A 26,188-nucleotide genomic window follows, 5' to 3' on the forward strand; every position below is an offset into this window, starting at 1 on the left:
CTCAGCCCTCCTCGGCGGCACTGCTGGGAAAGGCCAGCCCGGACCAGCCGGGAAGCTGAAGGCTCAGCTCGGTCTCGTCGGCGCGGATCGCCGTGCCTGCCGCAATGGCTTCACCGGCGCGGTCGATGCGCACGATCGCGAGACCCCGATTGCCGGCAACACTCCCCAACGTGCCGATCGGCTTGCCGCCGGCGAGGATTTCGGCTCCGGTTGCGGGCAGGGCGGTATCCGCCGTCACCAGAACCAGCCGACGCCGCGCCGTGCCGCGATGCTGCATGCGTGACACCACTTCCTGGCCGACGTAGCAGCCCTTCCTGAACGAGACACCGCCCGCAAGGTCGAACAGGACATCATGGGGAAAAGCGTCCTGAAGGGCGTAGTCCAGGCAGGATTCGGCAATGCCGGAAAGCACGCGCAAGGCGTGGTAGCCTTGCGACGATCCCGCGCCCGCGCCGCCCGGCTTGCGCGTCACCCGAATGCCCGCGACCGCAAAGCGGTGGTCGACGACGCCCGTCCCGCCCAGATCGCGGCCCGCATCCTCGCCCCAGCCGACGGTCACTCCGGTCGGCTCGAGAGGCGAAATCTCGACGGCGGCTCGCAGCTTGTACATGAGGAGACGCTTCACCAGCGCCTCTCGCTGGCCGACGGAGGTGTCCAGCACGAAGCCGTCGCCGTCGCGCCAGACGAGGAAATCGAACAGGATCTTGCCCTGCGGTGTCAGAAGCGCGCCGGGCCAGGCCTCGCCTTGCGGCAGGGCGGCGATATCTGTGGTCACCAGATTGTGGAGAAAATGCTCGGCATCGGCACCGGACACCTGGATCAGGGCACGGTCGGGCAAGGAGGCTTCTGGCATCGTCGGTCCCTTCCGGTTGGTCGATGCCCGAGAGTTAGAACATCGCATCGAAAAAGGGAATCATTTCCGATCCGCCGAGGGCAAATCATCCACCATGAAGCCGTACCGCCGGTGGCCTGCTGAGCGAAAAAGGCTCAGTCGCCCGCGGTCAGGAATTTCCACTGTCCGTCGGGCGAAATACCCATGCGGAAGAAGTTGTAATTGCCCAGTTCCTGCATCTCGGCGACATCGCCGGCCGTGACGATGCGCAGCAGTTCCACCTTCTCCGGCAATGTCAGCTGCGCCAGCGACTTCTCGGCGAAATAGGGCCAGACATAAACTTCGTCCGGCGTCCCGGCATCGACCCTGACGAAGCCGGTCGACAGGATGTCGATCATGATCGCGAGAATCTCGAGCCCTTCCTCGTCCCCCGACAATTGCTTGAGCGCGGCGACCGGATCCGCATCGCTGCTTTCCAGAACGATCCGGGTCTGATTCGGACCGGGATTCATCAGTACGCGCAGGCGTTCGATATCGCCGGAGGTCGCGGCCTCGATCAGCAGGTCCCGCATCCGCCGCACCGGTTCCGGTGCCTTGGACAGGTCGTAGATGACCTCCGGGGGCGGTTGGTCGGGATCGGCCTGCGCCTCACCCGCAGGCATGCCATCGGCCGGCTTGTTGATCAGCGGATCGGGGTCGGGAATGCCCATCGGTTCGGAAGCGGGAAGCTCCTCGGTTTCCTCGCCCTCAACCGGCTGTTGCGGTGTGGCGGGATCCTGCTGCGGCGCCGGCAACGGCGGGATGTCGGAAAGCGCCAGGGCGGGACCCGCGGCGCCGAACGTCAAGCCAAGCGCCAGCGCGACGGACAAAAGGGGCGCGAGGCGATCGCGCCATGAGGGCTTTGGCCTGCTTTGCATGACAGCCTCTAAGCCTCTTACTGCATACGCCGTTCGGGGGAGAATTCTCCGGCCAGCATGCGGGCGCGCAGCGAATCGAGGATCGCTTCCGCTCCGCCCTCGCCATGAATGCGAATGGTTTCGCGCATGGCCAGTGCAAAGGCCGCGTCGGCGATGATTTCCGGCTCGATGCCGTCGGCGATGCCGTCGGCCCAGGCTTCGTTCTGGTACTCCAGCGCAACCTGCGTCTTCTCATGCACGATCATGTCGTCGATCTCGTTGCGGCGCGGTTCCATGGTCATTCCCCGAAGCGTAGTCCTTACTCACCTGTTAATGACACTATCAGTCTTTTATCAAAACGACACGGCCCGAGACCAAAACAGGTGAATTAATCGTTAATTTCCATAGCGGGCGGCGATTTCGACGGCCAGTGTTGCGCCTTCGTTACGGTAGAGCCCTTCCGCCGCGACCGCCGATGCGGTGCAGGTCGTATAGACGGAGGCAAAGGATCGGTAGCCGCGATTATAGGCGGCGACCATGCGTGCCCGCCGTTTCGGCTCGCTCGCTGTCTCCGCGTCGATCAGCGCCTGCATGGCTTCACGCCATCCCGGCTCGCCATCCTTATTGCATAGATTGCGCAGGTAATGCACCGCGCCCAGGATCTCCGACAGCCGGGCGAGCTTGTCGTCGTAGGGCGCCGGCTTTTCCGCCGTTTCCGGAACTGGCTCCTGTGCCGCGGGGACATCGGCCGATTGTGCCATTGCCGAGGCCGGGCCGAGCGCGCACAGGGCTAAGGCAAAGACTGCCGTGGCAAAAGATCTTGTCGCGCGCATGCCCTGCCTTGTCGTCGCTTCCGTCACGTGTTGGGCGATCGATGCGCCATGTAATTGTTTAACCCGCTTCGCCGGCCCTGACCAGTCTCTCGATGCAGGCGCGCACGCTGTCTGGAACCGGCAGTCGGCTGATCTCCTCCGGCAGGAACCACCCTGCCTCAAGTGCATCGTCATCGGCGACCGCCACGGTTTCCGGCTCGGCCTCGACACGAAACACCGAAAGCAGGAAATGGCTTTCCGGCGTGCCGTCCTCGGGAAAGAGTTCGACCGTCTCAAACAGGCGGGGTTCGCGTCCGAGCAGGCCGGTCTCCTCGAACAGCTCCCGGATCGCCGTTTCCTCCGGTGTTTCGCCAGGCTCCGCTCTGCCGCCGGGAAAGGCGAACAGATCCGCTGCCGGCGGATTGCGGCGGCGCACCAGCAGAAACCGGCCGTCACGTTCGACGATTGCGGAGGAGGCGAGGCGCGGGCGGGTCTGCATGATGACCGGATCTCCTGATGGATCTCGTCGGCAGGCATGTTCGCCCGGCGGAGAATCGACCCTCGGACTATCGACAGCTTTGCCGGAGCCTGCAAGCGAGCATGCACGGCGGCAGCGGCTTGACCGGTACGGCGTCAGGTGCGATGCACATCCTCATGTGCGGACGCTTTTCACTGACGGCGACACCCGAAGAGGTTCGGGAATTCCTCGGGCTTCTGGAGCTCGAAGATTTCCCGCCGCGCTATAATATCGCCCCGACGCAGCCGATCCTGGTCGTCGTCGCCGGCGACCGGCACGAGCCGGGCAGCAATCTGCCGGATCGCAAGGCCGTCCTCGTCCGCTGGGGGCTGATGCCGTCCTGGGTCAAGGATCCGAAGGAGTTTCCGCTGCTGATCAATGCCCGCGCGGAAACGGCGATCGGCAAGGCCTCGTTCCGGGCCGCCATGCGACACCGCCGCGTGCTGGTCCCCGCCTCCGGTTTCTATGAATGGCACCGGCCGGCGAAGGAGAGCGGCGAGAAATCGCAGGCCTATTGGATCAGACCCCGCCACGGCAAGATCGTTGCCTTCGCCGGGCTGATGGAGACCTGGGCGTCCGCGGACGGTTCCGAAGTCGACACGGCCGCGATTCTGACGGTCAATTCGAACCAGACGATCGGCCGCATTCACGACCGCATGCCGGTCGTGATCAAGCCGGAGGATTACGAGCGCTGGCTCGACTGCAAGAGCGGAGAGCCTCGGCACGTCGCCGATCTGATGACATCTGCCGAGGAGGATTTTTTCGAGGCTGTCCCCGTTTCCGACCTCGTCAACAAGGTCAAGAACACCGGACCGGAAGTGCAAGCACCCGTCGGGGAAAGCCTGGCGGTGGCCAAGCCGAAAAAAACGTCATCCGGCGGTGACCAGATGAGCTTGTTCTAGCCAGGAAACGCTTCAATCTTCAGGCGGTAGCCTTCTTGGCCGGCTTGCGCTTCAACATCAATGCCGCGGCGAGGACAGCTTTCAGGCCGAGCGGCCGATAATAGGAATCGAGATTCTGTGGCGCCGGCTTTTGCTCGGCGGGGGCCTTGGTGGTCATGTCATGCTCCTGCAGCGTTTCCCAGATATTTTCTTGTTTTTGCGTTTGCGCTCTATTCGAGCAGATCATGACAAAAGCGTGACGCAGACTCACGCGCAAATCAATTTTGGTCAGAAGCCACCATATTTCGCGAGTTGAGCGTCGGTCTCGCGGAAAAACTAGTCGTTCGGTGGTAAAAGCGCGCCTTACAGGCCTCGATCAATCTCGGAAAGACCCTTTTCCGGAGCTTCTTCGCCGATGGTCAGCGTGCCGTAGCGACGGTGCCAAAAGCGGGCACCGAAGGGCAGGGAGAGAATATAGCCGAGAACGGTCAGCGACAGCACCTCCCAGGTAAAGCTCATCAGCAGTGCCACATAGAGCACAACGCCGAGAATCATCGGCAGGACGAGATCCCGGCGAATGCGGCTGGTCTCCGACTTGCCCGACCAGACGGGCAGGCGGCTGACCAGCAGATAGGCGATCAGGATAGTGTAGACGGAGCCCGCGAAAGCCACCGGCGCGCTCGGCGGCACCCCAAGAAAGCCCAGATAGACCGGCAGCAACACCAGCATGGCGCCGGCCGGGGCAGGCACGCCGACGAAGAATTCCGACTGCCACGGAACCTTGGTCTCGCGCTCGGCCATGACATTGAAGCGCGCCAGGCGCAGCCCTGCCGCGATCGCATAGATCAGGGCGGCGATCCAGCCGAACGAGCGGGCCTGGTCGAGGATGAAAACGTAGAGCACCAAAGCGGGGGCGACACCGAAATTGACGATGTCGGCGAGCGAATCCATCTGCGCGCCGAACTTGGACGTCGCCTTCATCATGCGCGCGATACGTCCGTCGATCCCGTCCAGGAAGGCGGCGGCCAGCACCATCATGACGGCCAGCTCATAGCGGTTCTCGAAGGCCAGGCGGATACCGGTCAGGCCGGCGCAGATCGCCAGAACCGTGATGAGGTTGGGCACCAGTAAACGCATCGGAATCTCGCGGAGACGGGGTCCGCGGGCGCGATCATTGCTCCCATTCTCTTCGGCCGGCGGCTTCTGGATCTGCATGGCGCTCTCTTGTCCTTCCTCGCCTCAGCTGCGGCGGCTGACCACGGGCCCCTTGGTCGAGCCGAACTCGGCGATCACCGTCTCGCCGGCAATGGCGGTCTGGCCGATCGACACCCGCGGTTCGGCTCCGGCAGGCAGGAAGACATCAAGACGCGAGCCGAAGCGAATGAGGCCGAAGCGTTCGCCGGCGGCCAGCGGATCGTTGGGATTGGCCCAGCAGACGATGCGGCGGGCCACCAGACCGGCAATCTGCACGACGCCGATCTTGCCATGGCCGGTCTCGATGACCAGGCCGTTGCGCTCATTGTCTTCGCTCGCCTTGTCCAGCTCGGCATTGAGGAAGCTGCCTTCGCGATAGACGATGTTTTCGATCCGGCCGCGCACCGGCGAGCGGTTCACATGACAGTTGAACACGTTCATGAACACCGAGATACGCAGCATCGGCTCGTTGCCCAGATGCAATTCCTCCGGCGGAACGGTCATCTGGATGGCGGAAACGCGGCCATCTGCCGGGCTGACGACGAGGTCGTCATCCTGTGGCGTGACACGCTCCGGATCGCGGAAGAAATAGGCGCACCACAGGGTCAGCACCATGCCGACCCAGAACAGCGGCTCGAAGATCCAGCCGAGGATCAGCGAGACGACGAAGAAGATGGCGACGAAGGGATAGCCTTCCTTGTGCACAGGCACGATAGCCTTACGGATACTCTCGAACAGATCCATGAAAAACCTCGTTTCGCTGCAAAGGATCGACGTGGCTGACTAACCCGAAAGCGTGCCGGGGGCAATGCTCTCGCATCGGAAACCCCATGCCGCGTCATGACGAGCTTAGGTCCGACCATTTTTGGTAGGTGGGGCCGTATGCACCATCCGTCAATATTTCCCCCCTAGAACGATAGGTAAAAACTTGTATCGGCCCGTTTCGGAAAGTTCTCATCCGGCATCCTCCGTATGATGGAAGCATAATTGTCCAGTATTGAACAAAAAATGATCCGGCAGCCCGATCTGAAGGGAAACCGCGCGGTTTTCTGGCTGGCGGTCGACGGGCGCCCGATCCCCCGGTTCTTGGCGGAACATGGCGTGGCCGCACCGTTGTCGATCGAGATACCGAAGACTCCGGTAGCCTACTTCGTGCCGGCCGAGGCCGAGCGACTGGGCAGCGCCATCGGGGAATTGCGCCGAACGCTGGGCGAGCACGCCTATCTCGTCCTTGCCTCCGACAAGCTGAGCCCCGCCTGGATCCAGCGCGCGATCACGCTCGGCGCCGACGATGTCGTCGATCCGACTTCGGCGGAAGATGTCGCCATCTGTCTCGCCCGGACCAGCCGGGCGATCGAACGAGCGCGCGGTGCACAGACCGAGCAGGCCTGCCTCGCCATGGAGCGTGACTATCTGCAGGCCTGTATCGACAACCTGCCGGCGCCGATCTTCTTCAAGAACTCGGAGGGTATCTATGTCGGCTGCAATGGCGCCTTCGCCGAGTTCATCGGCAGCCCGCCGGAGGGCGTGATCGGCCGCTCCGTCTACGACGTGGCCCCCGAAGCCTTGGCCCAGCGCTACCAGGCGGCCGACGATGAACTGCTCGAGCGCGGCGGCACCCAGGTCTACGAAAGCGAGGTCTGCCACTCGGGCGGAACGCGCCGACATGTCATGTTCCACAAGGCGGCGATCAAGGGTGGGGACGGGCGTGTCCGTGGCATTGCCGGAGCCATCCTCGACATCACCGAGCGCAAGACGCTCGAAGCACGCCTGACCGAGGCCGCCGAGCGCGATCCGCTGACCAATGCCTATAACCGTCGAAAGTTCTTCGATCTGGCCGAGCAGATGGTGCAACAGGCCCGTGACGACGACAAAACCCTGGCAGTCGCGGTCATTGATGTCGACCACTTCAAGCTGATCAACGACCGGCTCGGCCATGCCGAAGGCGACAATGCACTGCGGATGATCGCCGGAACACTGGAGAAAACGGTCGGCAAGGGCAATGTCATCGCCCGCGCCGGCGGGGAGGAGTTCTACGCGCTGTTCATCGACGGGTCGATCAACGAGGCAAAACAAACCGCCGATCGCATGCGCATGGAAGTCGAGCGCATTTGTCAGGCGACAGCCTTGTCGGCGCTGGCCGGCACGGTCAGCATCGGCCTTGCCGCCTTCCGCCCCCGTGAAGAGAACCTGGACGAAGCGTTGAAGCGCGCCGACGACGCGCTCTACCGGGCCAAGAACAGCGGCCGCAATCGACTCTGCGTCGCGGCTTAAGCCGAGGCCGCCCGCTCCGGCCGCGGCCCGTGGCTCAGACCGCCGGCGGCTTGCGTACCACGACCCCCAATTCGTCGCTCTCGCGCACCTGCCGCAGGTGTTCCTCCGCCTGGGTCGCTTCGCGCTGACGGTTCCACATCGAGGCATAGAGCCCGCCCATGTCGAGCAATGCCGCATGCGTGCCGCGCTCGGCGATCTCGCCTCCCTTGAGCACGATGATCTCGTCGGCATCGACGACGGTGGAGAGCCGATGGGCAATGACCAGCGTGGTGCGGTTCTTCGACACGATGTCGAGCGCCGCCTGGATCTCCTGCTCGGTCGTGGTGTCAAGCGCCGAGGTCGCCTCGTCGAGGATGAGGATCGGCGGAGCCTTCAGCACGGTGCGGGCGATCGCCACGCGTTGTTTCTCCCCGCCCGAGAGCTTCAGCCCACGCTCGCCGACCTTGGTCTGGAAACCGTCCGGCAGGTCGGTGATGAAGTGGCCGATCTGGGCGACGTCGGCGGCTTGGGTGATCTCGGCATCAGTGGCCGACGGGCGACCGTAGCGGATATTGTAGGCGATCGTGTCGTTGAACAGCACGGTGTCCTGCGGCACCATGCCGATGGCCGAGCGCAGGCTCTTCTGGGTGACGTCGCGCACGTCCTGGCCGTCGATGGTGATCGAGCCCTGCTGGATGTCGTAGAAGCGGTAGAGAAGACGCGAGATGGTCGACTTGCCCGCGCCGGACGGACCGACCACCGCCACCGTCTTGCCGGCCGGCACCTCGAACGACACCCCCTTGAGGATGGGACGCTGCGGGTCATAGGCGAAATGCACATCCTTGAAGACGATGGCGCCCTGTCCGATAACGAGGTCCGGTGCTCCAGGTTTGTCCACCACCTCCGCCTCGACCTCGAGCAGGTCGAACATCTGTTCGATATCGGTCAGGCCCTGGCGGATTTCCCGGTAGACGAAACCGATGAAATTGAGCGGCACGGCGAGCTGCAAGAGCATGGCGTTGACGAAGACGAAATCGCCAATCGTCTGCTCGCCACGGCTCACCGCCATGGCTGACATCACCATCATCACCGTGGTTCCGAGGCCGAAGATCACGCCCTGGCCGAAGTTCAGCCAGCCGAGCGATGTCCAGACCTGGGTCGCCGACTTCTCATAGCGCGCCATCGACTGGTCGAAACGGCTCGCTTCCATGTCTTCATTGCCGAAATATTTGACCGTCTCGAAGTTGAGCAGCGAATCGATCGCCTTGGTGTTGGCGTCGGTATCGCTGTCGTTCATCGAGCGGCGGATGCCGATCCGCCAGTCGCTGGCGCGGATGGTGAACCAGATATAGGCCCAGACCGTGACGGCGGTGACCGCGAGATAGGAGAAGCCGTAGCCCCACCAGAAGATTGCCGCGGTCAGCAGGAATTCGATGAAGGTCGGAACGGAGTTCAATATGGTGAAGCGGACGATCGTCTCGATGCCCTTGGTGCCGCGCTCGATAATGCGCGACAGGCCGCCGGTCTTGCGCTCCAGATGGAAGCGCAGCGACAGCTTGTGCATGTGCACGAAGGTCCGGTAGGCCAGTTGGCGCACCGCATATTGCCCGACGCTGGCAAACAGCGCGTCGCGCAACTGGTTGAGGGCGACCTGGGCGATGCGGGTGAGGTTGTAGACGATGACCAGCGCCACGGCGCCGAGCAGGAAGGCGGGCAGGATGCCGGCCATGTCGAGCTTGCCGTTGAGCGCGTCGGTCGCCCATTTGAAGAAGTAGGGGACGAGGATCAGGACCAGTTTCGAAACGAGCAGGAAGACGGTTGCCCAGACGACCCGCATCTTGAGGTCCAGCCGGTCGCGCGGCCACATATAGGGCCAGAGGTTGACGAGCGTATTGAGAGGATTGCTGCTATCTGCCGAAACCGTCTTTTTGTTACCAGCCATTCCCTGATCCACCCCAAAAGTCTCTTTCGCGCCAAAAAAGCGGCGACCCCCTGGGAGCCGCCGCCTGATCTCGCACATAGGGCCTCGCCTTGCCCAATGCAATGTCGTGGCGGAGAAACTTCTCCGCCGGCTTAGTTGCTCTTTTCCCCGCTCAGGCGCTTGCGGTGGATTTCTTCCGCATCGGGCAGCGCCTCGCTCGGAACCTCGAACACCTGGCCCGGCTCTATCAGGTCGGGATTGTCGATCAGATTGGAATTGGCGAGGTAGATCGTCGTGTAGCGCACGCCCTGGCCGTAGACGCGGCGCGAGATCTGCCACAGCGTATCGCCGCGACGGATGATCACGCTGTTGCGACTTTCGGTCAGCGGCGGCTGCTCGATCGTCTTCGGCGCGGCGGCCGTCGTTTGAGGCGCGACCGGTTCAGCGGGCACGGTGCCCGGCGTGGCCGGGGCTTCCGCGGTGGGCAGGGCCAGATCCGACGACGGTGCCGAAGGCGAAAGGACCGCCTCGACCAGCGCGGCGATCTTCGGCAGTTCGGCGCCGACCGCCTCGATATCGTTCGGCAGGCCCTGGAGGGCGGTATAGGCCTTTGCCGCCTTCGCCGCCGTTGCCGCGACGAAGTCGACGATTGGCTTGGCTGCCGCTGCCGCAGGGCGGAAATCGGCGATCGACTTCAAGCTGATTTCGCTCGCCGAGCGGGCGGCGGCAAGCTCTTCGAGAACCGGCTTCTTTCCGTCCGCATAGAGACCTTGCAGCAGGGCGAAGGCCTGGCCGAGCGAACCACGCAACTTTTCGAAGGCGGCGAGATCGACCGGCACCATGGCGCCGCCCTGACCCGAGGCCGTCTGGCTGTTCTGCGCGACGACGGAAACCTGTTCGCCTTCCGGGCGATTGAACGGTACCGAGGTCCGCACGACCACCTGACCGGCGGCATCGAGCAGTTCGGCGTGAATGACATGTGCGCCGACCGAAAGCGTGATGCGGCCTTCGATGACGAAATTGCCGCTGGCGTCGGCCACGGCATTGCCGATGACCGTGTCGTCCGCAAAGCCCCGGACCGTGCCGCCGACCGGCGCCTTGCCCGCGATGAAGATGCGGTCACCCTCGATTTCCACGGCTGACACCTGGATTTCCGGGTTCATCACCGCCGCAGCGTCACCGGCTGCCGGCTGGTTGGCCGTCGGCGCCGTTGCGGTCTGGCCACTCTCGGGCGCTGCCGGCGCTGCTGGCGCACTTGCGCTGTCGGTCGCCGCGACACGCTCCTGCTTGGCTGCGGAATTGACGCTTTCCGGCAAAGTGATCAGCCGGCTCGCTTCGCCGGGCTTGGACACCATGGCGAGCAGCTTGCCGTCCGCATTGGCGGGAACGGAGATCGTCGCGACTTCCTCCGACGTGACCGACTTTCCGTCCTTGCCGGTCGCCTTGAGCTGCAGGCTGTGGTCGCCGGGCGGCAGCGGCTGGTCGAGTACGGCGGCAAAATCGCCGCTCGGATCGACGTCGAGCGTGGCGATCACCGTGTCGCCGGACATGATCTCCAGCCTCGAGCCCGCAGCCGCATTGCCGGCGATCACCGTCGAACCGTCGGGCTCGACGCGCAGAATGTCGAAGCGCGGCAAGGCGGCGTCGGCGGCGTTGTCGGGCGCTGGCGCGGGGGCGGAAGGGGCCGCCTCCGGTGTCTCCGTGCCCGTGAGCGCACCTTCGATCGCGGCGATCAGCCCGGCGGCCTTGGCCGGATCGTCCGGCAGCGCCTCGATCAGTGCGAGCGCCTTGGCGGCACCGCCGCGGGCCGTCTTCATAGCCGTGTCCAGCGTTGCGTCGATGCCGGCCGGAATGTCGAGGGTGACGAGCGCTTGGACGGCTGCCCTCGCTACGGCCTTGGCGGTGGCGAACGCGTCGGCCGCAGGCGTACGGCCCTCGGCGAACAACGCCTTCATGCCGGTCACCGCGGTTACGGCCTCCGCCTTCAGCCGGTCCATCTTTTCAGCTGCTGCCTTGGCGGCATCCGCCACGGCTGATTCCGCCTGTGTCGCCGCGTCCTTGGCTGTATCGACGGCCGGGGTCGCGACCTTCGACGCATCCTCCTTGACCGGCGAGACACGCGGCAGGACGAAGAACACCATCAGCAGGGTCGAAACGCCGAGCACCAACAGGGCGACCCAAAGGGCGCGGTTTTTCATCATCGTCAGTCTCCGGGCGGAACAGCCGCCATAATCCTTGAAAATTGCTAGCCCCATATTTCGACTTTCACAAGCGTTCCCAAGGGATTCGGGATTGTGGCAAACAGCTTTCCGTCAATTTTGTTGACCTCGCCGTCGCTCCACGCTCATGTTTCGGACATGAGTGAAAAAGCATCTTCGATTCGATCCGTTTGCGTCTATTGCGGTTCCCAGCCCGGACGCGATCCGTCTTACCTAGCAGCGGGCCGTGCGCTCGGCCGCTCGATCGCGGCGCATGGTCTGCAACTGGTCTATGGCGGCGGCACCAAAGGGATCATGGGTGCCGTCGCCAGCGGCGTCCTGTCGAACGGCGGGAAGGTGACCGGCATCATCCCGGAATTCCTCGTCGACATGGAAGCCACCCGCCATTCCCTGGGCCAGCTCGACGAACTGATCGTGACCCGGGACATGCACGAGCGCAAGCACGCCATGTTCGAGCGCGCCGATGCCTTCGTCACCCTGCCGGGCGGGATTGGTACGCTGGAAGAGATCGTCGAGATCATGACCTGGGCGCAGCTCGGCCGACACGAGAAGCCGATGGTGTTTGCCAATGTCAACGGCTTCTGGGATCCGATGCTCGAACTGGTGCGCCACATGCGCGAACAGGGCTTCATCCACACCGCCCACCGGGTCCAGCCGATGGTGATCGCCGAGATCGACGACATCGTGCCGGCGATCCTCGAAAAGCTGGAAACGGTCACCGACCTCGACGGAGCAGACGAGGTCATTTCCCGGCTTTGAGACTGGGTCCGATCAATCGACGATGAACAGCCGGGCGCCGACCTTTGTGGAGGAGCGGTGCGGCTCGGCATTGTCGGCCACCTGATAGCTCATGCCGGGCTTCAGTACGAAGACACGGCCGTCGGCAAGCTCGGTCGTCAGTTCGCCCTCGAGGCAGAGCAGGATATGCCCCTTGACGCACCAGTGATCCGCCAGATAGCCGGGCGTGTATTCGACCATCCGAACCCGGACCGCACCGAATTGGCGTGTGCGCCAGGTGGCCGAGCCCGTCTCGCCCTTATGCTCCGTCGTCTCGACCATGCTCCAGTCGGTGGTGCCGAAGGGAATGTCCGTCATCTGCATCTGACGTCTCCGGTTGGTTGTGCGCCGAGCGGTCGCCCTCTCGAGCCCGCCTTTCAGCGGTTGCGATACTCGCGGATCATCGGCCAGGAATAGGTGATCAGGGCGGCCCAGATGAACAGGAAGGCGATGAACTTCGTCTGCCCGAACGGCTCGTGGAAGACGAAGACCGCGGTGATGAACACCATGGTGGGCGCGATATACTGCATCATGCCGATCGTCGACAGCCTGAGCAGCTTCGCGCCGTTGGCGTAGATCATCAACGGGATGGCCGTGGCGATGCCGCTGAAGAACAGCAGGCCTATGTCGCTTGCGCCCGAGCCGTTGGACAGATGCCCGGTGCCGGCCAGTTCAATGAACAGGATATAGAGGCAGGCCGGTACCGACAGGATCAGGACTTCGAGGAAGAAGCCCTGGTTGGGGCCGATCGGCAGCGTCTTGCGGAAGAAGGCGTAAAAGCCCCAGCTGAAGGCAAGCGCCAGCGAGATCCACGGCAGCCCGCCGGCATCATAGGTGAGGATGGCAACCGCGATTGCCGCCAGGAGCACGGCGACCTTCTGCGGCAGCATCATCCGCTCCTTGAGCAGGATGGCGCCGATCAAAACCGAGATCAGCGGGTTGATGTAGTAGCCGAGTGCGCCCTGCAAGGCCTGGCCGGAGGTGATCGCATAGACATAGACCAGCCAGTTGATCGTCACGAGGGTGGCCGTGACGAACGCCATGGCGAGCATGGACGGCGTGCGGATCGCCTTCCACACGTCGCCGCCGCGCTTGAGGAAATACAGAATGACACCGGTGATCGGCAGCGACCAGACGATGCGGTTGGCCACCACCTCCATCGGCGGAATATGCGCCACCAGCTTGAGGTAGAGCGGCAGGAAGCCCCACATGAAATAGGCCGCGAAAGCGAAGGCGAATCCGCGCGCGCTGTCCTCGTTCTTCACCGCAGGTGCAATCTGTTCGGACATGATGGACATTCCTGATCGATATCTCGGCCATGCGGGTTATCGGATGGCTTGCGAATGGGCAAATTCATTCGGGTGAACAATGGTCGATTGCTTTTGATGCGTGCACACGGCAAATTTGCGGTCGGGGGCCACGCAGATGGAGGCGGATCATGCTGGCCGGTTCGACCATGGAGCAGCGTCGGCAATACGCGGTACGGATGCTGCAGAAGGCGGGTGTCCTGTCGGATGACCGCCTGGCGGATGCCTTTTCGCGGGTCAGGCGCGAGGATTTCCTCGGCCCGCCGCCCTGGCTGATACAGGAGCGTGGCGGCTATCGTGAGGCGCCGTCGCATGACGTGGCCACGCTCTATGAGGATGTGTTGGTGGCTCTCGACGCCTCGCGCGGCGTCAACAACGGCAGCCCTTCGCTGCACGCGCTGGCCATTCATTCGCTGTCGCCCCAGGCGGGTGAAACGGTGGTCCATGCGGGTGCCGGAACGGGCTATTACACCGCCATCCTGGCTGAGCTTGTCGGCGCTGAGGGGCGTGTGCTTGCCGTCGAATACGATGCCGTGCTAGCCGACCGGGCGCGGACCTGCCTGGCCGGCCACCTCAATGTCGAGGTGATCTGCGGCAATGCGCTGGAATGGCCGAAGCACGCGGCCGACATCATCTACGTCAATTTCGCCGTCGACCGGCCGGCCGAGGCCTGGATCGAGCGGCTGAGGCCGGGTGGACGGCTGCTGTTCCCGCTGGGCGTCCCCGTCTTCGAGGGGCGCAACAAGGGGCCGGAATACACCGCCATGGCCGGGTTCCTGCTGGTGAGGTGGGAAGCCGGAGGCTACTCCGCCCGGTTCATCGAGGGTGTCTCGTTTATCTGGGGCGAGGGGGTGACCCCGTCCGACTGGGCCTGCCACACACGCCTTCGCGCCGCCTTCGCCGACAATTGGCGGGCGGTCCAGAGCCTGCGCTGGAAGGGCATACAGGCGGAGGACGAATGGTACTCCGAGCCGGACTGGGGGCTGTCCACCCATGCGCTGGCCGTTGCCGCTGCTGAGTGACGCCGCTATTCCGCCGCGATCCTGCCCGCCATCTGCCGGTTCTTCATCAGTTTGTAGACGACCGAATCCATCAGCGCCTGGAACGAGGCGTCGATGATGTTTTCCGACACGCCGACGGTCCACCAGCGCACGCCGGTATCGTCGGTGGATTCGATGAGTACACGGGTGATGGCTTCGGTGCCGCCGTTGAGGATGCGCACCTTGTAGTCCGCCAGTTCGAGATCGGCGATCTCGGCCTGGAACTTGCCGATGTCCTTGCGCAGCGCGAGATCGAGCGCGTTGACCGGACCGTCGCCTTCGGCGACCGACATCACGGTCTGGCCGTCGATCACCATCTTCACCACCGCCTCGGACACGGTCTTCAGCCGGCCATGGCTGTCGAAGCGGCGCTCGACCATGACCCGGAAGCTCTCGACCGCAAAGAAATCCGGCACGGTGCCGAGCGTGCGACGGGCGAGAAGCTCGAAGCTCGCATCCGCGCCCTCATAGGCATAGCCCGACGATTCGCGTTCCTTGACGATCGCAATCAGCGTGTCGAGGCGCGGATCCTGTCTGTCCACCTCGATGCCGCGCCGCTTGAGCGCGTTGATGAAATTGGCCTTGCCGCCCTGGTCGGAAACCATGACCTTGCGGAAATTGCCGACACTGTCGGGCACGACATGCTCGTAGGTGCGCGGGTCCTTCAGCAGCGCCGAGGCATGGATGCCGGCCTTGGTGGCGAAGGCGGACGCCCCGACATAGGGCGCCTGGTGGTCGGGCGAGCGGTTGAGCAACTCGTCGAAGGCGTGCGACAGCCGGGTGAGCTCGACCAGCTTGTCGGTGTCGATCGCCGTTTCGAAGCGCGACGCATAGGTCTCTTTCAGACAGAGCGTCGGGATGATCGTCACCAGATTGGCATTGCCGCAGCGCTCGCCGATGCCGTTCAGCGTGCCCTGGATCTGGCGCACGCCCGCCTCGACGGCAGCGAGCGAATTGGCGACCGCCTGGCCCGTGTCGTTGTGGGCATGGATGCCGAGCGATGAGCCGGGAACGCCCGCCGCGATCACCGCCTGGACGATGTCGCGGATCTCCGGCGGCTGGGTGCCGCCATTGGTGTCGCACAGCACCACCCAGCGCGCCCCGGACTCGTAGGCTGCCCTGGCGCAGGCCAGCGCGTAGGCGGGATTGGCCTTGTAGCCGTCGAAGAAATGCTCGCAATCGACCATCGGCTGCTTGCCCGCGGCGGCGACCGCCTCGACGCTCTCGCGGATGCTGTCGAGATTCTCGTCGTTGGTGCACCCGAGTGCCACCTCCACATGATAGTCCCAGGTCTTGGCCACAAGGCAGACGGCATCGCTCCTGGCCTGCAGCAGCTGCGTGAGACCCGGATCGTTGGAGGCCGAGACGCCGGCCCGCTTGGTCATGCCGAAGGCGACGAAGGAGGCCCGCGTGGTGCGCTTCTTGGCGAAGAAGGCCGTGTCGGTCGGGTTGGCGCCCGGATAGCCGCCCTCGACATAGTCGAGGCCGAATTCGTCCAGCATGGCGGCGATGGCAATCTTGTCCTCGACCGAAAAATCGATGCCCGGCGTCTGCTGCCCGTCGCGCAGCGTGGTGTCGAAGAGGTAGATCTTTTCGCGTGTCATGTGTGTGCCTCCCGAGGCATATGTCGTCTTCTCATTGCGCTGCCCCTCATCCGGCTGCCGCCACCTTCTCCCCGCTTGCGGGGAGAAGGCTCGTGCCGCCGACGTTTCCGTTCCCTCTCCCCGTTCACGGGGAGAGGGTCAGGGTGAGGGGCAAGTCTTCATTCCTTGCCCGCAAACCGGTCGGTCGCGCGGATCAACTGGTCGAGGATACCGGGCTCCAGAAAGGCGTGTCCCGCTCCCTCGATTAGGTGAAAATCTGCCTTCGGCCAGGCCTTGTGCAACTGCCAGGCATACTTGGCCGGGCAGGGCATGTCGTAGCGGCCGTGGATAATGACGCCGGGAATGTCCTTGAGCTTATGAGCGTCGCGCAGCAACTGCCCTTCCTCCAGCCAGCCGGCATGGACGAAGAAATGGTTCTCGATCCGGGCAAAGGCGATCGCATAGTCGTCCTCGCCGAAATGCGCGGCATAGTCCGGATTGGGCAGAAGCGTGATGGTCGCGCCTTCCCAGGTGCTCCAGGCAATCGCGCATTCGAGCTGCTTCTTTTTGTCCGTGCCGGTGAGATAGCGACGATAGGCGCCCATCATGTCGTGGCGTTCATCCTCCGGGATCGGCGCCTGAAAGAGTTCCCACCGGTCGGGGAACATTTCCGACACGCCGAACTGGTAGTACCAGTCGAGCTCCGCCCTGGTCAGTGTGTAGATGCCGCGCAGCACCAGTTCCGACACGTGCTCCGGATGCGTCTCCGCATAGGCGAGCGCCAGCGTCGAGCCCCAGGAGCCGCCGAAAACCAGCCATTTCTCGACGCCCATCAGCGTGCGCAGCCGTTCCATGTCGGCCACCAGGTGCCAGGTGGTATTGGCGTCCAGTCCGGCATGCGGGGTCGACTTGCCGCAGCCGCGCTGGTCGAACAGCAGGACGTCGTAGAGTGCGGGGTCGAACAGGCGCCGCTGCGTCGGGCTGGTGCCGCCGCCCGGACCGCCATGCAGGAAGACGGCGGGCTTGGCACCTCGGGTGCCGACGCGTTCCCAGTAGATCGTATGGCCGTCGCCGACATCGAGAAAGCCGGCCTCGAACGGTTCGATCTCCGGGTAGAAGCCGCGCAAGTCATTGGTCATGGTCAATCCTCTTCGGGCGGCCAGACCGCCGTATCATGGTCGGGATGCTGGTTGGAAACGACCGAGGCGAAGAACGCCTCCATTTCCGGTGTCTTCACCGCCGGCTTGTCGAACAGGTGGTCGATCCAGGGCAGGCGCTTGTCGTGGTTGACCTGCACCTGCGGCTCGAGCGCTTCCGGATGGTCGAAGGCGCCGATCGCAAGCTCGATGCTTTCGCCGACATGGTAGGACAGCGGCGTGCCGCACTTGTTGCAGAAGCCGCGCTTCACCTTGGCCGAGGAACGGAACAGCGAGGGTTGGCCGCGCGTCCAGGTGAGATGCGCATGGTCGGCCGTCACCAGCGCGCCGAACAAAGAGCCGAAGGCCTTCTGGCACATGCGGCAATGGCAGATCGACGGCCGACCGAGCTTTTCCGCCCGGAACCTGACCGCGCCGCACTGGCATCCGCCGGTGAAAATTCCGTCCATCAATTGTCTCCTAGCGCAGTGCCATGTAGGCGACGACGCCGACGGTGATGAGGGCGACCAGGATGCCCTTGCCGATTAGGCCGTAGAGCAGCCATTTCGGCATCTGAGTATTGGGGTTTTTCTGCGTCATTGCTGGATCTCCTTCGGCCAGGCGCCGTCGGTGTCGTGGTCGGGATGCTGGTAGGATACGATCTCCAGCACGAAGGGGGCCTCGTCGGCATCCTCTTCCGTGCGGTGGCCGGGCAATTTGTGCAGGCGGTCGACGAAGTCGATCTTGCATTCGATCCCGAACTGCACCACCGGAGGCAGAAGCGATGGATCGTCGAAGGCTCCGGCGGCGATCGCCACGCCGTCGGGTGCCTCATACGTCAGCGGCGTACCGCAATTGTCGCAAAAGCCGCGACTGGCAAAGTTCGACGAACGGAAGGTCTTCGGGCGCCCACGCGTCCATTCGAGGTCCGCTCCGCGTGTCGAGACGAGCGGCGCATAATAGGCGCCGAAGGCCTTCTGGCACATCCGGCAATGGCAGATCGACGAATCCTTGAGAACGCCGGCGACCCGGAACCGAACGGCGCCGCATTGGCACCCGCCGGTGTATATGGCATCGGTCATGATCAGTCTCCTTTTCGGGTCTGTCGCGCCACCGTATACATCCTACCGCCTGACCTCCCAGGTGGTCACCCGCTCGCCGGTTTCCCTGTCCTTGCCGTCCTTGAGCTGGATGCCCTTCGCCAGAAGCTCGTCGCGGATCTTGTCGGCCTCGGCGAAGTTCTTCGTCTTCAGCATCTCCAGGCGCATGGCGACGAGCGCCTCGACGGCGGCGGCGAGGTCGTCGCTCAGCGCTGCCTTCTTCGGCAGGATGCCGAGCAGGGCGGCGCTGGCGGCAAACACGCCAAGCTTCGACGCATCGGCATTGGCGGCCTGCGCAAGCGCATGCAGCGCCTGGACCGCGGCGACCGTGTTGAGGTCGTCGGCCAGCGCGTCGATGATGGCCGAGTCCGGCTGTGCGTCGCCGGCATCTGTGGTCGGCCACTTGGCAAGAAGCCTTTCCGCCTCTTCCAGCCGCTTGACCGAAAAATCGATCGGCTCCCGATAATGCGTCATCAGCATGGCGAGCCTCAGCACCTCGCCCGGCCACTTGCGCGCACCGAACTTGTCGGTTTCCAGCAATTCGTTGATGGTGACGAAATTGCCCTCCGACTTCGACATCTTGCGGCCCTCGACCTGCAGGAAGCCGTTATGCATCCAGACATTGGCCATGATGTCGGTGTCGAAGGCGCAGCAGGACTGCGCGATTTCGTTCTCGTGGTGCGGGAAGATCAGGTCCAGCCCGCCGCCATGGATGTCGAACTGGTGCGGCCGTGCCTTGGCCTTTGGCGAAAGCCGGTCCTTGATCTCTTCCCAGAGATAGCGGTCCGACATGGCCGAGCATTCGATGTGCCAGCCGGGGCGGCCGTGGATCGCCACCGTCTTGCCCTCGAACGTGAAGTCGGCGTTCCAGCCCGGCTCGGTGTCGGCCGATTGCTTCCACAGCACGAAGTCGCCGGGGTTCATCTTGTGGGCCTCGACGGCGATGCGGGCGCCGGCCTGCTGGTCTTCCAGCTTGCGCCTGGAAAGCTGGCCGTAGTCGGCCATGGAGGCGGTGGAAAACAGCACTTCGTGGCCTTCGGAACCGGAAGCCACATAGGCGTGGCCCTGGTCCAGCAGCCGCTGGATGATGATGACCATCTGAGCGATATTGTCGGTGGCGCGCGGCTCGACGGTGGGCTTCAGGCAGCCGAGCGCCGCGACGTCGGCATGGAACTGGCTCTCCGTCTTCTCCGTCACGGCGCGGATGGCGTCGTTCAGCGTCATCGAGCCGTCGCCGATCCGCGCGCCGAAGTCGCGCAGCGCCCGGGCGTTGATCTTGTCGTCGACGTCGGTGATGTTGCGCACATAGGTGACGTGGCTATCGCCATACACATGGCGCAGCAGCCGGTAGAGCACATCGAAGACGATCACCGGGCGCGCATTGCCGATATGGGCGAAGTCGTAGACGGTCGGGCCGCAGACATACATGCGCACGTTGTCGGCATCGATCGGGGCGAAATCGACCTTGTCGCGCGTCAGTGTGTTGTAAAGCTTGAGGCTCGTCGCCATTCCCGTCTCCCGATAGCCAACCCGTCCGGCTGGACCGGGGCGTTTGTCATCTGGGACTTGGGTCGGGAGACGAAAACGGCCGGGCCAGCGCTGACGCTAGCGAATAATGATCCCGCAGATAATGCAGATGGTCGTTTTCATGGGGCGAGTTATGGCTTGGGCCGAAGACGAGGTCAAGGGGGAGGTCCCCCGTCGCGCCGCAATGTCAGGGATAGACGTAGGTGTAGAGAGCACACATGCTGTCGTTGCGCGTCGGCGCCTCCGTCGTCTCGAACACGGCGACCATGGTCACGTCGCCGTCCAGCCAGGAGGCCAGATAGGTGACCGGGCTTTCGCCGCAGAGGCGATTGCCGTTCAGCAGTACCGGATTGCCGGGCGCCTTCACGCTGTAGACGGAGGCCGGCACGTCCTTGCCGTCCACTGTGAAGTGATCGGCGATCAGGTCCTCGAACTCGATCCTTTCGCCGTTGTCGAAAACCATTTCGAAATCATCGAAACTGATGTCGCCGGTGATTGCGGTCGCAGTGGTGCTCAGGGCAACCAGATCGTCGGCAAGGCTCGGGCTGGCGCCAAGGAGAAAGGCCGCGGTTGCATAGCGTAGGAAGGTCATGGCGAAGAGTTCCAGAATGGAGATGCAACAGAATAGCGTCGCCGTGGTCCGGAAGGAAGGACAGGAGCGGCGCGGAAAGGCCCGGTGGAGCGGGAAAGGGGCAATGCTGCAAGACCAATTTTGGGCGTTCCCGTTGATGCCGTGTAAGGGTTCTGAAAGGCAAGATGCGCCATCATCGAGAAAATTCAGTCGCGCGATGGACGCTCTTACACTCCCATGGATCAATTGCTGCATCTTCCGACGATTTTTGTGTTCCACGCCTGCTCGACGCTGATTTCCGCGCTTTTGGTCGGCACGCTCTGGCGCCGGCGTCGCGACAGCGTCCTCCTCGGCATCCTGACCTTCGCCGCCACGGTCGGCTTCGTCGGGACGATTCTGCACGCGATGCGCGGCGCTTTGCCCTTCCCGGTCTCCTCCGGCCTCGGCCTCGGTGCCAGCATGCTTGCGATGGGCCTTTTCTGGCAGGCAATCGTCGTCTTCGAAGGGAAGCGCCCCAGCTACCTGCATGCCGCTGCCGGTGCGATCATCTGGGCCTGCCTGTTCTTCACGCCGCTGTTTCAGTCATCGATCAATGTACGCACGACTATTCTCGGCTTGATCATGGGCACCTATTCCCTGCTCGGCGCGCTGGAGATCTGGCGAGGCAGGCTCAGGGAGCCCTTGCCGTCCCGCAAGCTGGCAGCGGGCGTGCATTGTGCCCGCGCCGTCGTCTGGTACGTGGTGCTCGTCGGCACGTTCGCCTTCGGACCGGTCTATACCGATCAGGGTCCGTATCCGACGTGGTTCGTTCTCGCCTCCCTTGCGCAGACGCTCCTGATCATTCTTTCCGTCATCACCTTGATGATCCTGGCGCTGGAGCGCGACGAGCGCCGAAGCCGGCTCGTATCCGAACGGGATCCGTTGACCAATGTCCGCAATCGCCGTTCGTTTGTCGCCGAGGCCGAGGCGATGCTGTCCCGCCAATCCGCGCCGGCCGCGCTCCTGCTCTTCGACATCGATCATTTCAAGCATATCAACGACACTTATGGTCATGCTGCCGGCGACAAGGTGCTGATGGAGTTCTCGGCCTTGCTGGAAGGACGGATGCAGTCCGACTGGCTCCTCGCTCGTATAGGCGGAGAAGAATTCGCCTGCCTGATCCCGAATACCGGTATCTCGGAGGGCGCCGATATCGCCGAGGCCATGCGCAGGGCCGTCGAACGCCTGCACACGGCGGTCGACGGACGCTCCGTTCTGGTGACGGTCAGCATCGGGGTCGCCGCGACCGACGAGGCGGCACCAGATCTCGATCCGCTGCTCGCCGCCGCCGATGTTGCGCTCTACCAGGCGAAGACCGACGGTCGAAACCGGGTTCGCAGGCACGTCCCGGGTTTTGCTCGGCGGACCGTGCTCGCAAACGACCATGCGAACCCGAACGCCGCCAATCAGCCGCTGGGGCACAAGCGGGTGACGCGGGCCGATGGCCGCAATTGAGATCGGTCATAAACTGTCCCGATGACGCCGTCCGGCCCCTTGTCGGTCGCGGGGCGGGGGGAAAGGAGCGTCGTGGTGAGGAATTCGATCAGGGCGATCATCATCGTTGTGGTGATTCTTGCCGCTGCGGGAGCGCTCCATGTCTGGTATGGAACCGAAATGGCCCCCTTCGAACCTCCGTCCCCCAAGGACTACCCGATCCAGGGCATCGACGTCAGCCACCACCAGGGCGACATCAATTGGCCAAGGCTTGCCATGCAGCCGAGGGTACGCTTCGCCATCATCAAGGCGACCGAGGGCGGCGATTTCCGGGATCGCAAGTTCGCCGAGAACTGGCAACGCGGCAAACAGGCCGGCATCGTGCGCGGTGCTTATCACTTCTTCACCTTTTGCCGGCCGGGCAGGGATCAGGCGCGAAATGTGATCGCCACGGTGCCGCGCGAGCCGGACACGCTTCCGATCGCGGTCGACATCGAGTTCCACGGCAATTGCGACAAGGTGCCGACAGTGGATGAACTGGCCGCAGAACTCAGCGCCTTCATGGATGAACTCGGCGCGGTGTTTCCGGGCAAGCCGATCTTCTACGTCGACGAGGATTTCCACGATCGCTACCTGAAGGGAAACGAGGCGGTCTTTCCGGAGCACTTTCTCTGGCTGCGCAGTATCGCGCGCGAGCCGAAGCAGCAGGACTGCCGTCGCTGGTCGATCTGGCAGTTTGCCGACAACGGCTCCCTTGACGGCATCCAAGGCCCCGTCGACCTGAATGTCCTGTGTCCGTCCCAGGCGGGACTAGCACGTCTGCTTTCTGCCCTGGAGGGAGAGCTGCAAATACCGTGACCGAATAACATCGCGGCTATTCGGGTTGTTTTGCATCCATCCATTCTTGCATCGCGTCGATGACGTCGACCGTGGGATATTGCCGGATGTCGTCTTCTGCGGCACCAGCGGCAATCTCACGCTTCCAGTACCATTGCTGAAAAGTGGCGTACTTCCCCAGGATCAAGGCCGCGCCGTGTTTGGGCGCTCCGGCCTGACGAATCAGCCAGGCGCGAACCTTCTTGACTGCAATTTGATGATCGCCGTCATGAGGTTCGATGTCCCATCCGGCGATGTCGGAAAGAGCCTTTTGATAGTCGTAGCGGCTTTCCTCAAGGATAAGGATGGACTTCTCCCGTAGTTGTCCCGCGCCATAGCGCCTGCTTCCATGATCCATGCCCAATTCAAAAGGCATGTTCAGACGGGCGAACTCACCCACGGACTTGGAACGGCAGCGGCTAAGGTCGTGAATGCTGTATTTTGACGAACGGATGATATCGGCGATGCGGTCAAGCCGATTGGCCGCATTATCTGCGTTTTGCGGCGCCAGTCTCGGCGCGAAACCCAAGTAAGTAACACAAAAGGCGATGGCCTGGAGAACAGGTGCGTAGCCTTCGTCGAACGGGCAGTTTATGAAAACTGATCGTTCGAACATTGGGAGCACGCTCAGCCCTTCGGCGGAAAAGAGTCGCTGCCATAGCTATTGCGTTCGCGGATTCGCCCGTCCTGCCCGTGAATATAAAGCTCTGTTTTCCGGGACTTTGCTATTTCTCGCGCGGTCTCTATTGCCTCAGCTTGGGTCGTGTGGACGCTACTCGCGCGGGACGCGCCGGAGGTAAGCACGCCCCATTTTCCCGAGCGGGGCACCACATGTTGTGCTTTTGCCTTGGTCATATCGTCGCTCCGACTAACTAAATTTAATATAGTCGAGATCTTGACTGACCGCCAGAGGTAGAGCGTCACTCCGGCAGGCGATAGTCCTTGAGTTTCTCGTCGCGTACGACGAACAGCTTGCCGGTTTCCGTCAGCTCGGGACCGCAGAGCGGCAGGAGCCTTGCGGCAACTTCCGACGGGTGCGGAACGGTGCTCGGATCCTCGCCCGGCATGGCCTGCGCGCGCATCGCGGTGCGGGTCGGGCCGGGGTCGATCGACACGATGCGCAACGGCAGGCGCTGGGTTTCGCCGGCCCAGGTGCGGGCCAGAGCCTCGACGGCGGCCTTGGAGGCAGAATAGACGCCCCAGAACGGCCGGCACTTGTGGGCTGCGGCCGAAGACAGGATCAGCGCACGGCCCTGGTCGGACTTGACGAGCAGCGGTTCGAGCGAGCGGATGAGGCGCCAGGTGGCGGTGACGTTGATGGTCATCACCTTCTCGAACACCTTCGCCTCGATATGGCCGATCGGCGAAATCACGCCGAGAATGCCGGCATTGGCGACCAGGATGTCGAGCTTGCCCCAACGCTCGTTGATCGATGCACCCAGCGCGTCGATGGCGTTCATGTCGGCCAGATCGAACGGCACGAGGGTGGCGCTGCCACCGACGGCCTTGATCGCATCGTCGAGTTCTTCCAGGCCGCCGACCGTGCGGGCGCAGGCGATCACGTGGGCGCCCGCCTTGGCAAGCTCCAGGGCGGTGTAATAGCCGATGCCGCGCGAGGCGCCGGTGACGAGCGCGATACGGCCCTTAAGGTCAACAGTCATGATACTTACCCTTCAGCTCAGCCGTTGGTGGCCAGCATGGAAACCTTGCGGCCCATCTTCTCGCCTTCCTTGTCGAGCAGACGGGTCGGATAGTCGCCGGTGAAATAGTGGTCGGTGAACTGCGGCGCAGCGTTGTCGCGCGGCTTGCCACCGACGGCCTGGTAAAGCCCGTCGATCGACAGGAAAGCAAGCGAGTCCGCGCCGATATACTTGGCCATCGCATCGACGCCGGAATACTGGTTGGCCAGCAGCTTGTCGGCGTCCGGCGTGTCGATGCCGTAGAAGTCGGGATGGAAGATCATCGGCGAGGCGACGCGGATATGCACTTCCTTGGCGCCGGCATCGCGGATCATCTGCACGATCTTCAGCGAGGTGGTGCCGCGCACGATCGAATCGTCGACCAGAACGACGCGCTTGCCCTCGATCATCGCTCGGTTGGCGGAATGCTTGAGCTTGACGCCGAAGGCACGGATCTGCTGCGTCGGCTCGATGAAGGTGCGGCCGACATAATGGTTGCGGATGATGCCGTATTCGAAGGGAATGCCGCTCGCCTGGGCATAGCCGAGCGCTGCCGGCGTGCCGCCGTCGGGAACGGGCACCACCACGTCGCCGTCGCACGGGGCTTCGGTCGCCAGATTGAGACCCATGGCCTTGCGCGTCTGGTAGACGTTGCGGCCGCCGACCACGGAATCGGGACGAGCGAAATAGACATATTCGAACAGGCAGAGCCGCTCCGGCTGTGGCTTGGCCGGCTTGCGGGCGTCGATGGTGATCGAACCGTCCGGCTGGATCTCGCAGATGATGACTTCGCCGTTCTCCACGTCGCGGACGAACTTGGCGCCGATGATGTCGAGCGCGCAGGTTTCCGAGCAGAAGATCGGCTTGCCGTCGAGTTCGCCCATGACGAGCGGGCGGATGCCGATCGGGTCGCGGGCGGCAATCAGCTTGGTGCGGGTCATCGCCAGCATCGAATAACCGCCTTCCATCTGGCGGATGGCGTCGATGAAGCGATCGGCGGTGGAGGAATGGCGCGAGCGGGCGATCAGGTGCAGTACGACTTCGGTGTCCGAGGTCGACTGACAGATGGCGCCGGTGGCGATGATCTGGCGGCGCAGCGTCAGGCCATTGGTGAAGTTGCCGTTATGGGCAATGGCGATGCCGCCTTCCTCCAGTTCGGCAAACAGCGGCTGCACGTTGCGCAGCGCCACTTCGCCGGTGGTCGAGTAGCGGGTATGGCCGATTGCCGCCGAGCCCGGCAGCTTCGCCAGCGTCGCCGGGTTGGTGTAGTGGTCGCCGACCAGGCCCATGTGCTTTTCGGTGTGGAACTGCCGCCCGTCGAAGGAGACGATGCCGGCCGCCTCCTGGCCGCGATGCTGGAGCGCATGCAGGCCAAGCGCGGTCAGGGTCGCCGCGTCGGTGTGGCCCAGAATGCCGAACACCCCGCATTCCTCATGGAGCGTGTCGTCTTCGAGCGTCCATTCGGAACCGGAAAAATCAGACTGAGACATGGAAGCAGGCCTTTGCTCGATCGGACAGATGTGTCGGGACGGCTCTAACACGGAAGCCGCCGGTCTGTCCTGATCCGGCGGCGTCCGCTTGTGGATTTCAAGGG

Annotated in this window: 28 protein-coding genes; 6 read left to right on the forward strand and 22 right to left on the reverse strand. The window is 63.5% G+C overall.

The window, feature by feature from the left end; genetic code table 11:
* Position 1: 1 nt before the first annotated feature.
* The 5 genes from RHIZ70P_RS12560 to RHIZ70P_RS12580 form a co-directional block, all read right to left on the reverse strand.
* Complete coding sequence (locus RHIZ70P_RS12560; RefSeq protein ID WP_115670654.1) at positions 2-853, reverse strand: YgfZ/GcvT domain-containing protein; 852 nt, start codon at positions 851-853, stop codon at positions 2-4.
* A gap of 134 nt (positions 854-987) precedes the next feature.
* Entirely contained in the window at positions 988-1,749 is a 762-nt protein-coding gene (locus RHIZ70P_RS12565) for a hypothetical protein (protein WP_115670655.1), read from the reverse strand.
* A gap of 17 nt (positions 1,750-1,766) precedes the next feature.
* Positions 1,767-2,024, reverse strand: coding sequence for a hypothetical protein (locus RHIZ70P_RS12570; RefSeq protein WP_115670854.1), 258 nt, complete (start codon positions 2,022-2,024; stop codon positions 1,767-1,769).
* Positions 2,025-2,123: 99 nt separating this feature from the next.
* Positions 2,124-2,489 carry a TIGR02301 family protein gene (locus tag RHIZ70P_RS12575; RefSeq protein ID WP_235842220.1) on the reverse strand — a complete coding sequence of 122 codons (366 nt, stop codon included), beginning with the start codon at positions 2,487-2,489 and terminating at the stop codon, positions 2,124-2,126.
* A gap of 130 nt (positions 2,490-2,619) precedes the next feature.
* A complete protein-coding gene (locus RHIZ70P_RS12580; protein ID WP_115670657.1) occupies positions 2,620-3,039 on the reverse strand; it encodes an NUDIX hydrolase in 420 nt (139 codons plus the stop codon).
* A 155-nt stretch (positions 3,040-3,194) separates the two neighbouring features.
* Between RHIZ70P_RS12580 and RHIZ70P_RS12585 the strand changes: the two genes are divergently transcribed.
* Positions 3,195-3,959, forward strand: coding sequence for an SOS response-associated peptidase (locus RHIZ70P_RS12585; RefSeq protein ID WP_115670855.1), 765 nt, complete (start codon positions 3,195-3,197; stop codon positions 3,957-3,959).
* Positions 3,960-3,978: 19 nt separating this feature from the next.
* Here RHIZ70P_RS12585 and RHIZ70P_RS23035 read toward each other — a convergent pair whose 3' ends face one another.
* From RHIZ70P_RS23035 to RHIZ70P_RS12595, 3 genes are all read right to left on the reverse strand, one after another.
* Positions 3,979-4,116, reverse strand: coding sequence for a hypothetical protein (locus tag RHIZ70P_RS23035; RefSeq protein WP_181904014.1), 138 nt, complete (start codon positions 4,114-4,116; stop codon positions 3,979-3,981).
* Between the two features lie 185 nt (positions 4,117-4,301).
* Positions 4,302-5,153, reverse strand: coding sequence for a CDP-diacylglycerol--serine O-phosphatidyltransferase (gene pssA, locus RHIZ70P_RS12590; protein ID WP_115670658.1), 852 nt, complete (start codon positions 5,151-5,153; stop codon positions 4,302-4,304).
* Between the two features lie 24 nt (positions 5,154-5,177).
* A complete protein-coding gene (locus tag RHIZ70P_RS12595; protein WP_115670659.1) occupies positions 5,178-5,876 on the reverse strand; it encodes a phosphatidylserine decarboxylase in 699 nt (232 codons plus the stop codon).
* Between the two features lie 264 nt (positions 5,877-6,140).
* Here RHIZ70P_RS12595 and RHIZ70P_RS12600 point away from each other — a divergent pair, with 264 nt between their 5' ends.
* Complete coding sequence (locus RHIZ70P_RS12600; protein WP_115670660.1) at positions 6,141-7,406, forward strand: sensor domain-containing diguanylate cyclase; 1,266 nt, start codon at positions 6,141-6,143, stop codon at positions 7,404-7,406.
* A 34-nt stretch (positions 7,407-7,440) separates the two neighbouring features.
* Here RHIZ70P_RS12600 and RHIZ70P_RS12605 read toward each other — a convergent pair whose 3' ends face one another.
* Both RHIZ70P_RS12605 and RHIZ70P_RS12610 read right to left on the reverse strand, forming a co-directional pair.
* Positions 7,441-9,327: an ABCB family ABC transporter ATP-binding protein/permease gene (locus RHIZ70P_RS12605; protein ID WP_115670661.1), complete on the reverse strand. Its 1,887-nt coding sequence runs from the start codon at positions 9,325-9,327 to the stop codon at positions 7,441-7,443.
* A 131-nt stretch (positions 9,328-9,458) separates the two neighbouring features.
* Entirely contained in the window at positions 9,459-11,507 is a 2,049-nt protein-coding gene (locus tag RHIZ70P_RS12610; RefSeq protein WP_115670662.1) for a LysM peptidoglycan-binding domain-containing protein, read from the reverse strand.
* A 156-nt stretch (positions 11,508-11,663) separates the two neighbouring features.
* On the opposite strand from RHIZ70P_RS12610, the gene RHIZ70P_RS12615 reads away from it, so the two are divergent.
* A complete protein-coding gene (locus RHIZ70P_RS12615; protein ID WP_115670663.1) occupies positions 11,664-12,284 on the forward strand; it encodes a TIGR00730 family Rossman fold protein in 621 nt (206 codons plus the stop codon).
* A 12-nt stretch (positions 12,285-12,296) separates the two neighbouring features.
* Here RHIZ70P_RS12615 and RHIZ70P_RS12620 read toward each other — a convergent pair whose 3' ends face one another.
* Positions 12,297-12,626 (reverse strand): DHCW motif cupin fold protein, encoded by a 330-nt coding sequence (locus RHIZ70P_RS12620; protein WP_115670664.1) that lies wholly within the window; start codon positions 12,624-12,626, stop codon positions 12,297-12,299.
* 53 nt (positions 12,627-12,679) lie between these two features.
* The gene (gene rarD, locus RHIZ70P_RS12625) at positions 12,680-13,591 is read right to left on the reverse strand and encodes an EamA family transporter RarD (protein WP_115670665.1); all 912 of its coding nucleotides are present in this window, start codon (positions 13,589-13,591) and stop codon (positions 12,680-12,682) included.
* Positions 13,592-13,740: 149 nt separating this feature from the next.
* On the opposite strand from rarD, the gene RHIZ70P_RS12630 reads away from it, so the two are divergent.
* Positions 13,741-14,631 carry a protein-L-isoaspartate O-methyltransferase family protein gene (locus tag RHIZ70P_RS12630; protein WP_115670666.1) on the forward strand — a complete coding sequence of 297 codons (891 nt, stop codon included), beginning with the start codon at positions 13,741-13,743 and terminating at the stop codon, positions 14,629-14,631.
* A gap of 5 nt (positions 14,632-14,636) precedes the next feature.
* Here the strand turns inward: RHIZ70P_RS12630 and cimA are convergent, their stop codons facing one another.
* The 6 genes from cimA to RHIZ70P_RS12660 form a co-directional block, all read right to left on the reverse strand.
* Positions 14,637-16,253 (reverse strand): citramalate synthase, encoded by a 1,617-nt coding sequence (cimA, locus tag RHIZ70P_RS12635; RefSeq protein WP_115670667.1) that lies wholly within the window; start codon positions 16,251-16,253, stop codon positions 14,637-14,639.
* A gap of 158 nt (positions 16,254-16,411) precedes the next feature.
* Positions 16,412-17,371: a prolyl aminopeptidase gene (gene pip, locus RHIZ70P_RS12640; RefSeq protein WP_115670668.1), complete on the reverse strand. Its 960-nt coding sequence runs from the start codon at positions 17,369-17,371 to the stop codon at positions 16,412-16,414.
* Positions 17,372-17,373: 2 nt separating this feature from the next.
* Positions 17,374-17,838 carry a GFA family protein gene (locus RHIZ70P_RS12645; RefSeq protein WP_419178293.1) on the reverse strand — a complete coding sequence of 155 codons (465 nt, stop codon included), beginning with the start codon at positions 17,836-17,838 and terminating at the stop codon, positions 17,374-17,376.
* Positions 17,839-17,964: 126 nt separating this feature from the next.
* Entirely contained in the window at positions 17,965-18,450 is a 486-nt protein-coding gene (locus tag RHIZ70P_RS12650) for a GFA family protein (RefSeq protein ID WP_115670670.1), read from the reverse strand.
* Positions 18,451-18,492: 42 nt separating this feature from the next.
* Complete coding sequence (gene cysS, locus RHIZ70P_RS12655; RefSeq protein ID WP_115670671.1) at positions 18,493-19,977, reverse strand: cysteine--tRNA ligase; 1,485 nt, start codon at positions 19,975-19,977, stop codon at positions 18,493-18,495.
* A 205-nt stretch (positions 19,978-20,182) separates the two neighbouring features.
* Positions 20,183-20,587: a hypothetical protein gene (locus tag RHIZ70P_RS12660; protein WP_115670672.1), complete on the reverse strand. Its 405-nt coding sequence runs from the start codon at positions 20,585-20,587 to the stop codon at positions 20,183-20,185.
* A gap of 216 nt (positions 20,588-20,803) precedes the next feature.
* Here RHIZ70P_RS12660 and RHIZ70P_RS12665 point away from each other — a divergent pair, with 216 nt between their 5' ends.
* Together RHIZ70P_RS12665 and RHIZ70P_RS12670 are read left to right on the forward strand one after the other, a co-directional pair.
* A complete protein-coding gene (locus RHIZ70P_RS12665) occupies positions 20,804-22,060 on the forward strand; it encodes a sensor domain-containing diguanylate cyclase (protein WP_115670673.1) in 1,257 nt (418 codons plus the stop codon).
* Positions 22,061-22,135: 75 nt separating this feature from the next.
* Positions 22,136-22,897, forward strand: a complete 762-nt coding sequence (locus tag RHIZ70P_RS12670) for a GH25 family lysozyme (protein ID WP_419178294.1) — start codon at positions 22,136-22,138, stop codon at positions 22,895-22,897.
* Between the two features lie 16 nt (positions 22,898-22,913).
* Here RHIZ70P_RS12670 and RHIZ70P_RS23270 read toward each other — a convergent pair whose 3' ends face one another.
* The 4 genes from RHIZ70P_RS23270 to purF all read right to left on the reverse strand — a co-directional run bounded on the left by RHIZ70P_RS23270 (position 22,914) and on the right by purF (position 26,084).
* Positions 22,914-23,531 carry a hypothetical protein gene (locus RHIZ70P_RS23270; RefSeq protein WP_235842221.1) on the reverse strand — a complete coding sequence of 206 codons (618 nt, stop codon included), beginning with the start codon at positions 23,529-23,531 and terminating at the stop codon, positions 22,914-22,916.
* Between the two features lie 11 nt (positions 23,532-23,542).
* On the reverse strand, positions 23,543-23,770 hold the full coding sequence (locus tag RHIZ70P_RS12680; RefSeq protein ID WP_115670858.1) for a DUF2188 domain-containing protein: 228 nt from the start codon (positions 23,768-23,770) through the stop codon (positions 23,543-23,545).
* Between the two features lie 65 nt (positions 23,771-23,835).
* On the reverse strand, positions 23,836-24,576 hold the full coding sequence (locus RHIZ70P_RS12685; protein WP_115670674.1) for an SDR family NAD(P)-dependent oxidoreductase: 741 nt from the start codon (positions 24,574-24,576) through the stop codon (positions 23,836-23,838).
* 17 nt (positions 24,577-24,593) lie between these two features.
* Complete coding sequence (gene purF, locus RHIZ70P_RS12690; RefSeq protein WP_115670675.1) at positions 24,594-26,084, reverse strand: amidophosphoribosyltransferase; 1,491 nt, start codon at positions 26,082-26,084, stop codon at positions 24,594-24,596.
* Positions 26,085-26,188 lie beyond the last annotated feature (104 nt).

This window comes from Paenirhizobium selenitireducens ATCC BAA-1503 (assembly GCF_900492185.1).
GTDB classification, from domain to species: domain Bacteria; phylum Pseudomonadota; class Alphaproteobacteria; order Rhizobiales; family Rhizobiaceae; genus Allorhizobium; species Allorhizobium selenitireducens_A.